Annotated in this window: 8 protein-coding genes and 1 pseudogene; 5 read left to right on the plus strand and 4 right to left on the minus strand. The window is 37.0% G+C overall.

Annotated elements, in window-relative coordinates; genetic code table 11:
* Positions 1 to 65: 65 nt before the first annotated feature.
* The gene (locus tag AC1ECF_RS15295; RefSeq protein WP_480390297.1) at positions 66 to 1,463 is read right to left on the minus strand and encodes a helix-turn-helix transcriptional regulator; all 1,398 of its coding nucleotides are present in this window, start codon (positions 1,461 to 1,463) and stop codon (positions 66 to 68) included.
* A 238-nt stretch (positions 1,464 to 1,701) separates the two neighbouring features.
* On the opposite strand from AC1ECF_RS15295, the gene AC1ECF_RS15300 reads away from it, so the two are divergent.
* Complete coding sequence (locus AC1ECF_RS15300; protein WP_480390298.1) at positions 1,702 to 2,538, plus strand: hypothetical protein; 837 nt, start codon at positions 1,702 to 1,704, stop codon at positions 2,536 to 2,538.
* A 78-nt stretch (positions 2,539 to 2,616) separates the two neighbouring features.
* Here AC1ECF_RS15300 and AC1ECF_RS15305 read toward each other — a convergent pair whose 3' ends face one another.
* Positions 2,617 to 4,707 carry an SA1320 family protein gene (locus AC1ECF_RS15305; protein ID WP_480390299.1) on the minus strand — a complete coding sequence of 697 codons (2,091 nt, stop codon included), beginning with the start codon at positions 4,705 to 4,707 and terminating at the stop codon, positions 2,617 to 2,619.
* Between the two features lie 12 nt (positions 4,708 to 4,719).
* The gene (locus AC1ECF_RS15310; RefSeq protein WP_480390300.1) at positions 4,720 to 5,643 is read right to left on the minus strand and encodes a DUF1672 family protein; all 924 of its coding nucleotides are present in this window, start codon (positions 5,641 to 5,643) and stop codon (positions 4,720 to 4,722) included.
* Between the two features lie 628 nt (positions 5,644 to 6,271).
* Here AC1ECF_RS15310 and AC1ECF_RS15315 point away from each other — a divergent pair.
* The 3 genes and pseudogenes from AC1ECF_RS15315 to AC1ECF_RS15325 all read left to right on the plus strand — a co-directional run bounded on the left by AC1ECF_RS15315 (position 6,272) and on the right by AC1ECF_RS15325 (position 9,594).
* The gene (locus AC1ECF_RS15315) at positions 6,272 to 7,723 is read left to right on the plus strand and encodes a circularly permuted type 2 ATP-grasp protein (protein ID WP_480390335.1); all 1,452 of its coding nucleotides are present in this window, start codon (positions 6,272 to 6,274) and stop codon (positions 7,721 to 7,723) included.
* Positions 7,724 to 7,749: 26 nt separating this feature from the next.
* Positions 7,750 to 8,598: pseudogene (locus AC1ECF_RS15320) on the plus strand (alpha-E domain-containing protein); the annotation flags it as partial.
* Between the two features lie 147 nt (positions 8,599 to 8,745).
* Positions 8,746 to 9,594, plus strand: coding sequence for a transglutaminase family protein (locus tag AC1ECF_RS15325; RefSeq protein ID WP_480390336.1), 849 nt, complete (start codon positions 8,746 to 8,748; stop codon positions 9,592 to 9,594).
* A gap of 394 nt (positions 9,595 to 9,988) precedes the next feature.
* On the opposite strand, the gene AC1ECF_RS15330 is transcribed toward AC1ECF_RS15325, so the two are convergent.
* Positions 9,989 to 10,861 carry a TetR/AcrR family transcriptional regulator gene (locus AC1ECF_RS15330; protein ID WP_480390301.1) on the minus strand — a complete coding sequence of 291 codons (873 nt, stop codon included), beginning with the start codon at positions 10,859 to 10,861 and terminating at the stop codon, positions 9,989 to 9,991.
* Between the two features lie 165 nt (positions 10,862 to 11,026).
* On the opposite strand from AC1ECF_RS15330, the gene AC1ECF_RS15335 reads away from it, so the two are divergent.
* On the plus strand, positions 11,027 to 12,520 hold the full coding sequence (locus AC1ECF_RS15335) for a DHA2 family efflux MFS transporter permease subunit (RefSeq protein ID WP_480390302.1): 1,494 nt from the start codon (positions 11,027 to 11,029) through the stop codon (positions 12,518 to 12,520).
* The last annotated feature ends 41 nt before the right edge of the window (positions 12,521 to 12,561 follow it).

The raw sequence follows: 12,561 nt of genomic DNA on the forward strand, positions 1-12,561 counted from the left end.
CATCTAGTAAAAAAGACACAAAAACACCGTTCTGTTGGGTAGAACGGTGTTTTTGTGTTTGAATATTATTCCTTTGAATTGTGATATAGCTGAAGTAAGCCAATGCGTGTTTTTGTATCCGTTTTTTTGTAAATAGAAGATATATATCGTTGTAAGACTCTTCTAGATATATATAAATTATCTGCAATTTCTTGTACTGTTTTTTCTGACGTCACCAGAATTATGAATACTTCCGTCTCTCGATCTGTGAAATGATTGCTTTCTGCAAAGTTTTGTAGAGCAACATCTTCTGGTACATCTGTAGCGACGGTGGTGGTTTGTGATTGAGCTGAACGATTTGATTTATTTCCTACTAGAAATAATATCAAAATACAAAGGGCAAGTAGGAAACTAAATGTAAGAATGACAGTGGTTTCACCAGGTTTCCATATTTGTAAGAATATAATCACCCCAGCAGCACCAATGCATTGAATAACCCTTCCAAGGGAAGAAAAAAGCGGGGGACCAAAACGATTTAGAGCATTTGGAGCGTAGTCTAAAAAAGCTACAAACAAATAAACTACAAAGAAACCAGCAAAAAAGTATAAGATAAAAAAGCGAACAGAATACAGCTCTGGAATAGTAGATGCTGTAATCATAATAGTCATAAAGATTAACGCATAACTTGTAATTGCTGTAAAATGCCGACGTTTCTTTATATCAGCTAAGATTCCTGCACAAAAAAGCCCAATAGCAAAAAAGATTTGAGCTGAAAATGGAATACCTTTTACGTCGTCGACCGATTGCCGTGCAATAATACTAAAATTAAGACTGATAATGAATAACATTAAGACCGTGGAAACGATTAGTTCAATTGCTATATATGATTGCGTAGTTTGTTGTATCGGTGACGAGGCAACCCTGTTCGTCGATTTATACGTTGGTTTGAAAGACAGATATAGAGAAAGAAATATCAAAGCTAAAATACAAAAATGGTTGATTATATCCAATTCATCATATTGCCTTATAAAATACTTGAAAAAGACCGCTATGCAGGTAACTGCTCCAACAATTCTTCCTGCAAAAGGATTTCCGGAAAAAGCCAACGCAGTGGAGTAGTGTATCGAGCCTCCAATGTATCCATATGAAATGGTAGCTGCATAACAGCTTAATAAAGAAATAGAAGATTGGGAATTAAAAGCTATAATCGTATATAAGATTAGAAATAGAAAACAAACTATCATAAATATAATTCGTCTGCTGTCTTCGTTCGTGCATATTTTGAATACAAAGGGAAATAGTAGATAACCAATAGCGATACAGATTAGCGCTAGAGGATACAGCATCTTCTCCCCATAAGGATTACCAATATGAGCAATTAATTGTTCGTTTACTATATGAAATCCGAAGTAAAATAGGAAAAATAGCAATATTTGTAGAGTCAGCTGTTTCTCCTTTTGGAATGAAAAGAATGACATATTCATGTGCTCACCTTCTAAGCAAATATTGAAAAGGCTAAAAAAGTCCATATATATTTTATTGCAATAGCCAAAATACGTCCATGGTAAATGATAGGAATGAAAATGTTCTCAATGAGATATTAAGTAGAGAGTTTGATAAGGAGAAGAAAGGAAGCATTACTCTTTTTCTAGAAAAAAAGGGGATAGGTAGAACCGTGTGGAATTTTATTTCTACACAGATATTTAAAGGGGTGTAAAGAAGATGGATGACAGTTTAAGAGAAAGATATGGAGCTTATGAGGTACCAGATGAAGTTTATCAGCTATTTGATTTAGAGAGAGAACTAAACAGCATGGATTTAACACTTGATAGTATAGGATTTCAACCTTGTTTTCACAATTTTTCTTACTCGATTACCCCTCCTGATTTAATTCCTTTTGCACATACAGGAGGGGGTGGCACTCACTTTGGTTTCTTAACGGATTTTGGGGAGGCGCCTAATTTAATGGAAGCTCCAATAGTCTGTGTCAGCCCTACGAATGATCCTCCCATAAGATATATGGCACAAAATCTGCATGAGTTTTTGGATTTGGTTTCGTCTGTTCCGCATGCAGATATATTAGAAAGTATATGGACAAATCCTGAAGAAGAACATATCCAGAAGGTTATAGCGGAGTTTGGTGAGTATGATACAGCTGAATGGAAGGGGAAATGTGATAGGATTTTCGAGTGTTTCAGAGACAAGTTTCAAACTAGCCAAGTGGATATAGGAACCTATTTACAAGGAACATTGAAAAAACGCGCTGATACTATTTTGATTTCTACCTTAGATGGATTAGGGATAATAGGTAAAGATGAGATTCGTGTGAGTAGCAATCAATACCCATTTGACATGAATAAACTGATAGATAAAGAAGACTTTAAAAAAGTAGATGACTATGTAAAGGGGCTTAGTAGAGCAGAGAAACTAGCTTTTATTCGAGATGCAAACTATCTGGTCGTACTTACTCCAGACTACCAAGAGAAGTTCTTTTCCTATATTATCGAGCTCATGCGATCATTAGATCTTCATAATGAAGTAGAAAGAATGAATAGATGAGTTTGAGTCCCTATTGAATGTGTCTAACCAAAAAGAAAAGGCCTGGATATCCCCAAGACCAAAGAAGATTATATTTATTTACAGAGTGCATCTCTCTACTTGTTCTCTTAACAGCTCCAGGTTGGTTTTTACACTTTTAGAGACTTCTAAAGTTTCTTCAATAGCGTTTGCTTTTTCACCAGATAGCTGATTAATGATATCTGCAAAGATTAATTCCATTTCCTCTAGATGGGCTGTAGCTGCAAGATTGTATAAACGAACATTTTGATAATTTCCTTCTTCGAAAATTGCAGTATCGATATAAGGCTTAAAGTTTTCAATCATTGCAGGTATATTATCTCCCAATCTACCAAGCCCCTGACTTAGACTAGCTGTTATCTCTTCAGCCTCTTTCAATGGCTCTAAAGCATCGTTTGCTGCTTTCTTCACTCTCTGCTCATAATCGGTAAACAAGCTAAGCAGTAGGGTTACTGGGCTTCCATAAATGGCAACGTTTTTTGCGGCCTGTACTGCAATGATAGCCGTATTGACTGCCAGATTTGTTGATTCGGTAATAGTTTTTAGGAATAACACGATTGGTTGGACAATAGCGTTTAGGCTAGATTTTATTTGACTATGGGCCAGTTCAACTTGCATCTCCTTTATAGCGGCTCCAATTTTCAAGTAAGGAGATGATTCAATCGTGAATATATCCGTTTTACGAATAGGATTCACCGCATATTCCATGGAACCGCCCCCGCTGATTGCACTAGCAAGTCTACGGTCTTGGGTATGGAAGGAGGTAGCCACGTCATGTACCTGTGTTTGATAATCCGTTAATTGTCTGTATACATCCTCTTTGTTCTTGTTAATAATGCTGTAATGAGCATTAAACTCATCTACGACAGCATCTATGAAAAAATCTGTTCCTCCTTGAAATAATTTTGGTATATCTTGATACACTATCTGATGGAGGAAGCTAGTTAATAGATCGATACTTTCCTTGATTTGATTCAGGAAGTTTCTAATTGGTGCAAATAAGGTTTCTACACTGATATCTGTATTGGTAATATACTCAATTAGTTCCGCAGGCTTTGAATTTAATACGGCATTTAGAAATCTGCATTTTTCTTCTGCCACGTCTACCACGGAGATTAATTCGTCAATAAATGCCTTGATAATTGCTCCTGTATCCGAAATGCCGTTAAAGACAGGATCAACTGCTAACTCATCAAATAATAGCTGGAACGCATCCTGTAATTGATTGACACGTTTAGAAAAGTTTGCACTTTCATTTTCTACTATAGCTACAGAGTTTCCTAGATATTCACGTACGTTGGTTATTTTACCGGTAACCTGATTCTGAATACCTGCAGCCAGCTTAAGCATATTTTCCTCATTGATTTCAATTTTGGGAGTAAATCCACTATAAAGAGGCGTCCCAGTCCAAAGACTAGTAACGACATGATCATCAGCACCTACGTGAATAAAACCGTGACCTGGCTGGCCCTTCACACCAACTTCTACCTTGAAGCTGCCGTCTTCTGCCATCTCCACGTACCCAGTATGGTTGCTAGTAAAATAATCAAAGCCAGGTAAGCCATTGTTTATGTGATACTTGTTACCAGGTATTCTATCGCCTAATCCTAAACTCTCCTCTGTACTAGTAAGGAAATCATATTTACTGTAGTAGTTATGGATATGAGAATAGTCTCCCTTTGGATCAATCATTCCTCCTGGAAGAATGGCTGGATTCAATGTGACTGCTCTCACCTGAGGATTATCAACCGCTACAGCATTTGTTAGTGCGCCACCCAGGGAATTACCTGTTACAGAGGCCACGGGTCCAAAATTCTCATTTACATAGTCAAAGTATTCTTGCGCATCCTTTAGCTGTTGAGGGGTTACATCTCCAACTAACTTGGAGTTGGTAAGTAACCAGTCTTCTTTTAATTGATCACTTCCTACGAAGACGAGAGTGATTTCATTTGTTTCTTCGTTTTTCACCGTAAGTGCATCAAGACCTGATATTCCATCATAATCGGTATCTATTACTTTAAATAATTTTCCGTTAACTTCTATGTTTTCATGTCTTACAGGATATTGATAGGCGTGGAATCCTGCTAATTCAACTAATTCTAGATCAGTTGTATTAACATTAGAAATTTGATTTATATTGATAGCAGACATTTGAACCTTCTCCTATTCTTTTAAAATAGAATCTCTTGATGATATTGTGTTAGCTTTAGTAGCATTGGCAACTACTGCGTTAATCAAATTATCATGTAACTCAAGCCAATACGAACCAGGTGGTATGTTGTCCATCGCTTGAATATCTGAAATAATTTTATTGTAAATATTTTCATCAGGTACTTGGTTGTCTTCGCTCATATATAGCGTAATAGCTATTGTGATTTTCTCTGGCTTGAAGTAATCGTGCAACTTTGTTTTTATCTCTTCTTTTGTAACGTTTGGATTATCCAAATATAAACTAAGTGGTGCTTCTTTGTTAATCTCGTCAGTTTCTACAAAATAGTAAGGAGTGGAATACCTATTACCTCCTACTCTTTCTACTGCTTCCATTCTAAGTCCGGTAACTGGGTTTTCATCAACTAATTTCTTTAAATAAGCATCTAGGTTTGCAAACTCTTCTTCATATATCATGGCGTACATCGCAGTTACTATAGCTCTTTCAACTTCTCCTTCCTGAGTGAATACATTATCTGTTTTAAGTATTTTATTACGTACATCGATAGGAACAACGGCAAATGTATAAAAGTGTGGTTCCCCGATCGATTCTACATAAACAGCCGCACCATCGACTGCTGGATGAATAGCATGTACCTTTACCTCGGTCTTGTATTTATTTTGAAAAAAATTAACCACTGCTTCTTCAATTTCTTTTTCTTTCCCTACAATAAAATCCTTAGTACGTTCACTGTTTCTTAAAGCAAAGCCTTCTCCAGTGTAATCTTGAACTCGAACGAAATTCTCGGCCTTAAGTTTAATGTTGGCTTTACTAAAAATTTCTTTTTCTTCTTTTTCTTCCGTCTCATTTCCATTGGTAGTCATGCTACATCCTCCTAAAATTATAGTTAAGCAAATAAAGGGTATTATTTTTTTCATCTCTCATCCTCCTACATGGAGCATTATCTATCTGAGTCTCCAAATTGTACCATTTCTACTAATTGTATTAAAAGATGAAGACATATCAAATTAAAAAACGAACTTTTCCCACTAGTTTCGTAAAAACAGTAAGAAGGTTGTGAAAAAACGCTTTGTCTTTTATTGCCTTAAAGGACTTTTGATTTGGTGGGGGAGGGGAGAAAGTTCCTAAAGAGTTATTGTAAAATACTTTGAAGGAAAGCTTTTGAAAACTAAGATATTTCTCCTTATTTTTAATGTTAAATTGTAATAAAAGAAGGAAGAAAATCGAATTAATAACTTGTGTTTCCATCGGGTATATATAAAAAAGGAAAATAGGCTTACTATATATGGGGTTTTTAGGTCTAAATAAGAGTTGTATCAGGTGTGAGGAGCTTCATAAAAAGTGAGGGATTACGCAGGGAAAAAACAATTATTCTTTGTAATTATTACTTTGAAAATAGGTATATATATGAAATAAAATGTATCTTAAGTCATGTCTAACTTTTTTATTATGGGGGTATGCAGAGAATATATATAATGCATTTAACATTATATGTTAGCTATTTTACATATTACCCACATTAAAAAGAGAGAGTGAGAGTTGAATATGTTTAAAACATATGAAGTAAAGCCATTTTTTGATGAAATGTTAGATGCAAATGGGGAGCCAAAAGAGCATTACCAACAATTTTATAAAAAGCTCCAGCAGTTTACGGATGAAGAGCTTAGGGAAAAGCATGATACAGCACAACTTACGTTTCTTCGACAAGGTATCACCTTCACTGTGTATGATAACAATTTAGATACGGAGCGAACCATGCCGTTTGATTTTGTTCCTATCATTATTCCTCCTGAAGACTGGAAGGTGATAGAGAGTGGCATGATCCAGAGAACAGAAGCGTTGAATTGTTTCCTCGATGATATTTACCACGAACAAAGAATTATTAGAGAAGGTATTGTTCCTATCGAATTAATAGAAAAAAACCCTTATTACTTCCATGAGCAAGTCAAGGGGGTACATGTCCCTTTAAATAACCATATATTCTTAGCAGGAATTGACCTGATTCGTGATGAGGCAGGAAAATATTTCGTACTGGAGGATAATCTTCGAAATCCTTCTGGTCTTTCGTATGTTTTTCAAAATAGGTATGTGATGAGACAGGTATACCCAGAGTTTTTTGAAAACCATTGTGTGCAAACGCTGGAAGATCAGGTTACTTATTTATATGAGGCCATCGCTCAGCATGCACCTGACGGGGTAGAAAACCCTAAAGTCGTACTGTTAACTCCTGGTATGTATAATTCTGCCTACTATGACCATGTCTTTTTAGCTCAGCAAATGGGATTAGAGCTAGTAGAGGGGAGAGACTTGGTGGTAGTGGAAGATGTTGTGTTTATGAAGACGATACATGGTCTTGAAAAAGTAGATATTATTTATCGACGGATAGATGATGACTTTTTAGATCCTCTTGAGTTTCGCGCTGACTCTACATTAGGGGTAGAGGGGCTTCTCCAAGCGTATAGGCTAGGGAACGTGTCTATTTTAAATGCGATTGGGAACGGGGTAGCTGATGACAAGGCAATCTATACGTATGTACCGGATATGATTCGCTATTATTTAGGCGAGGAGCCAGTTATCGATAATGTAACGACCTATAGATTAGATGATAAAAAACAGCGTGAATGGGTATTAGAGCATTTAGATGAGCTGGTTATCAAAAATGTGGGGGCTTCTGGTGGATACGATATGTTGATTGGGCCACATGCCACTGTGGAGGAGAGAGAAAAGTTCAAAAGAAAAATTTTAGCTTCTCCTTATCAATATATTGCTCAGCCTGCAATTAAGCTCTCTAGGGCACCAGCTTATCAAAACGGCGAATTTTACCCTTGTCATATTGACTTACGTGTTTTCGTCATGAGAGGGGAAGAAACGCATGTATTTCCTGGAGGACTTTCTCGAGTGGCATTAAAGAAAGGATCACTTGTTGTTAACTCCTCTCAAGGTGGAGGCGGAAAGGATACATGGGTGATGAAGTCAGGAGGAATGGAAGAATGCTAAGTAGAGTTGCAGACTCACTGTACTGGATGTCTAGAAATTTTGAAAGGGCACAGCAGAATGCTAGAATACTAGATGTTCATTTAACGCAAATTGTGGAAGCAGCAGGTGATGAGCTTGCTAATCAAGAGCATTGGCGATTAATTTTTAATATTTGTGCAACCGAAGAAGAGCTTGAACGATTAAAGGGTGAGGACAAAGGAGAAGATGAGCTTCTTACTTACCTTGCTTTTGATGTGAACAATCCTAATTCTCTTTATAATTGTGTGTGCATTGCACGAGAAAATGCCAGGCTGACACGCGATCATATTCCTAACGAATTATTTGAAATTTGGAATGATACTTATTTATTTGCAAGAGATGCAAAGAAGGAAACATATTCTCGTCAAAATTTAAAAGGTTTCCTGCGGAGTATCCGGATGGCTGCACTCACTACTCATGGGATTATTGATTCAGCGATGACCAGAAATATACCATATCAAATCATCAAGATTGGTCGTTGGCTAGAAAGAGCGGAGAAAACGGCAAGAATATTAAATGTCGTCTGTGAGCAAACAAAAGAAACGCAGCTCCTTTATAAGCATGAGGATTACTATGCATGGCTTTCTGCTCTACGGATGTTAAATGGTTATGAGGCTTATCTGCGGGTTAACAGACCAAAAATGGATCCAAAGACCATTCTTACTTTCTTACTTACCGATGAGTCGTTCCCGAAATCTATTCGCTATAACATTCATCATGTCAGAAGAGCTGTGGAGATTTTGGAGAAAGCACAGAAGGAGTCGCAGGCTGCAGAACTTTATTTCCCTCTAGATGAGCTGCAGCGTGACTTCAATGAAATATCGATACAAGAACTAGATTCAGAGGATATGCTAGAGTTTTTAAATCGTTTTCAAAATAAATGTAACGAGATAGGCGAAACGTTTTCAAAAACCTATTATTTAGTGGAACCCACTCAAGAAGAAAGAAAGAAGCAAATTATCCAGACGGAAGCTAGAACAAAATTAATGGATAAGGCATCCTCGCTGAAATACAAAATTGTGCATACGAATATCTTTCAGTATGAGTCGATGGTAGACCAAAGCATGAATTCTATAAGGTTGAAGCCAAGGACTGATGAGTGTCAACGCCTATTATCCTACCGAACGGATATTACCCCTGTTACCCTGACAAAGGAACATGTGGATCTATGGGGGAATACGGTAGAATCCTTTTATATAGCAGAGAAGCATAATCATCTAGAAGTACAAACTACTTCCATTGTAAGTATCCAAAAAAGTCCATGGGTTCATCGAATTGATTATTCACCTGAAATGCATGCAATTTTTCACTCTAGCTTGTTTAAAAGCCATTATCTTTCTTATTTAAGTAATACGGGGTACACATACTTGACTCCCGAACAAATAGCCAGAGTAGATGCTGCATTAGGAGAGATGTTTAATCCCATCAAATATGCGATAGATGTGATGGGCTACTTGTACAATTACTTTACATATGATGGATCAGAAACAGATGTCTCCACAAAAGCCCAGGAGTCCTTCGACTTAAAAAAAGGTGTGTGTCAGGATATTAGTCATGTGATGCTTGGAATATTGCGTGCTAAGCACATACCTGCTCGGTACGTAAGTGGCTATCTCTATGTAGGAGAAAACTCAGCATTAGTTGGGGATGCAGCAAGCCATGCATGGGTAGAGGTCATGGTGCCAGGTATTGGATGGGTTGGTTTGGATCCAACGAATAATGTAGAAGCATTGGAAAATCATATACGAGTTGGTGTTGGACGAGATTACGGAGATGTTAGTCCAGTGCAAGGAGTATATCGAGGCGGCAGTCACGAGTTGGATGTCAAGGTTTCGGTTAGCTTGATCGAGTAACGAGACGCAGTCTAATCTCAAAGGCGAAAGTAATTAGTCTGGAACAATTGCCAAGCTATCAAGAAAATTTTCGAAGCACTCTTAAAAAGAGGAAGGGACAAAACTTTTTCTTTCATCATAGGTGCTAATCTTGTTAAATTTTATTAATCAAATTTTTAGTTTTAGTAGGTAACAATAATTGGTTCGGAGCAGCGTCGGCGACTCCTGCAGGAGCAAGGTGGTAGGTAAGACAGCACAGCCACGCGCGTTAGCGATGGGTGCTGGCTTACCACGCCCCTGCGGAAAGCGTCCGACGATGCGGAGAACCTAAGGTTCAAAAAAAGAGAGCAGTTATGATTCTAATAGTAATAGAATCATGACTGCTTCTCATTATTTCGTCCTAGCTTTTTTTATCTTATAGAGATTTTAAGTGATACCATAACATATTGATAAAGATTTTTGCTTGATTTTCCATTGGTGATTTACTAAAAGTTATGAGAAAAGGCTTTAATAATGGTTGAATGACACATTTTCGAATTCTCTTCTGTTGCAGCTCATTTATAATGGCATCATAAAGATCCTGCTGCTCGATTGTAAAATTACTTTCTTCTTTTAAGTGAGCAGCCATATCTAAAAGCTCCATAATACTTATAGGCTTTCGATCCACGTTCATTTTTAATAAGTGAATAGCTGTAGGGTCTAGTAGTCTCTTATCATCCTCCATCATAGTTGGTAGGATTTGCTCTATATAAGAAAGTAATACATCTACAATTTGTGAAGTAGGTAAACGAGTGTTAGAAATCTTCATACTAAACATAATATACTGCATCATTCCATGGAACAAAACGGAGCATTCAAATGCATAATCCCGCGTATGATCTCCGAATACTTCTGTAAATCTATTGGCTAACCATTCCATTTCATACATTCGATGGTGCATGACTAATTTCTTTAACTCAATTTCATTAGAATTTAATATTGCTTCAAAAAGTGTGCTGAGCTTTCGTTCTTCATTTAATTGAATTAATAGAGATATCTGTTCTATAAGAATACCTCTATCCATTTCATCATTGCCGACTAGCATTTCCAGTCTTCTTTGACTTGCGTCATATCGAAGACCTTCTAAAATCTCTGCAATACAATCGTTTTTAGAAGAGAAATAATTATAAAAAGTTCCCTTTGAAATATTTGATTGTTCAATAATATCTTGAATAGAAGTTTGCTGAATTCCTTTTTCAACAAAAAGCTTCAAGGCTACTTCTGCTACGTGTCTTTTACGTCTACTCATAATTCCTCCACTAACACCTGATAAGCTTAGTATAAGCGTTGTGAAGGTGTTTCTCAACTGAATTAAACTACTAGTACAAAACCATTGCATTAAATGAACTTGTAGTTTAATATAGTTCGAGTGAAGAAATAAATATATAAAAATGAATAGAGGGTAAAAGAGAAAATGGGTTCAGAAGATCAAAATAAAAAGTCTGCCATGTTGATGATTACGGTTTTATTCGTTGGTGCATTTGTTTCCTTTTTGAATAACTCGTTATTAAATGTTGCACTTCCATCCATCATGGCTGATTTAAATAAAGACTATTCTACAGTTCAGTGGCTAGCTACAGGCTATATGCTTGTAAGTGGGGTATTAATACCAGCCTCTGCATTTTTAATTAGAAGATTCTCCAACCGGGGATTATATATTACCTCCATGGCTATTTTTACAATTGGTACAGCGATAGCTGCGTTTGCCCCTAACTTTGGTGTGCTATTAGCTGGTCGAATGGTTCAGGCTGCTGGTTCATCGGTTATGGGACCGTTGCTTATGAATGTAATGCTTGTTACTTTTCCACGTGAGAAACGCGGAACGGCTATGGGGATTTTTGGTTTAGTTATGATTACGGCTCCTGCAATCGGTCCGACTCTATCTGGATATATCGTGGAGTATTACGATTGGCGTCTGCTTTTCCAAATGATTCTGCCTCTTTCTGTAATCAGCTTGATTTTATCAGTTTGGAAAATGCGTAATGTGATGGATACAGACAAAAATGCGCATATTGATTATCTGTCTGTTATTTTATCCACATTAGGTTTTGGTGGGATTTTGTACGGAGTCAGCTCTGTAAGTACTACTGGTTGGACAGATCCATTGGTACTCACTACTTTAATCGTTGGAGTAATTAGCTTAGGTACATTTATTGTTCGCCAGTTAAAAATTAATGATCCACTAATGGACTTACGTGTATATAAATATCCGATGTTTGCCTTAGCTTCTGTTATTGCAATTGTTAACTCAGTAGCAATGTTCTCAGGAATGATTTTAACTCCTGCCTATGTACAAAATGTGCGGGGAATATCACCATTAGACTCTGGTTTAATGATGCTTCCAGGAGCTATTTTGATGGGGATCATGTCCCCGATAACGGGAAGGCTGTTTGATAAAATAGGTCCCAAGATACTAGGTATAACTGGATTGATTATTACTGCTATTTCTACTTATGCATTGTCAAAATTACAATTAGATTCCTCATATGCATATATAGTCTCCATATATACAACGCGTATGCTTGGTATGTCACTAGTAATGATGCCAATTATGACGAATGGATTAAACCAGCTGCCAAATCGTCTTAATCCACATGGTACTGCTGTAAACAATACAACTCAGCAAGTAGCTGGTGCGATTGGTACTGCAGTGCTAGTAACAGTGATGAATACGGTGACGGAAAATGAGGCTACAAGCTTGTTTTCTAAAGTAGATCCTACTACATTAACTGAACAGACAACGGCTTTGCTAGGACAACAAGCATTGCTATCAGGAATCCAATATTCTTTCTTGATTGCCTTAGCGATGAATGTCATTGCATTGATCCTTGCCTTCTTCTTAAAGCGAGTAGATGTTAGCCCCGAGGCTCTTCGAAGAATAGAAGAAGAAAATCCAGCAAAAAAATAATACAAGGATGAAAACCTCTTAGCGCAGAGCTAGGAGGTTTT

Source organism: Psychrobacillus sp. Z3-81, from assembly GCF_056620325.1.

What these genes read in the sequence shown, in the direction of transcription:
- AC1ECF_RS15315 (WP_480390335.1), top strand. Translation starts at nt 6,272, where the DNA reads ATGTTTAAAACATATGAAGTAAAGCCATTTTTTGATGAAATGTTAGAT.
- AC1ECF_RS15330 (WP_480390301.1), bottom strand. Translation starts at nt 10,861, where the DNA reads ATGAGTAGACGTAAAAGACACGTAGCAGAAGTAGCCTTGAAGCTTTTT.
- AC1ECF_RS15305 (WP_480390299.1), bottom strand. Translation starts at nt 4,707, where the DNA reads ATGTCTGCTATCAATATAAATCAAATTTCTAATGTTAATACAACTGAT.
- AC1ECF_RS15295 (WP_480390297.1), bottom strand. Translation starts at nt 1,463, where the DNA reads ATGAATATGTCATTCTTTTCATTCCAAAAGGAGAAACAGCTGACTCTA.
- AC1ECF_RS15310 (WP_480390300.1), bottom strand. Translation starts at nt 5,643, where the DNA reads ATGAAAAAAATAATACCCTTTATTTGCTTAACTATAATTTTAGGAGGA.
- AC1ECF_RS15300 (WP_480390298.1), top strand. Translation starts at nt 1,702, where the DNA reads ATGGATGACAGTTTAAGAGAAAGATATGGAGCTTATGAGGTACCAGAT.
- AC1ECF_RS15335 (WP_480390302.1), top strand. Translation starts at nt 11,027, where the DNA reads ATGGGTTCAGAAGATCAAAATAAAAAGTCTGCCATGTTGATGATTACG.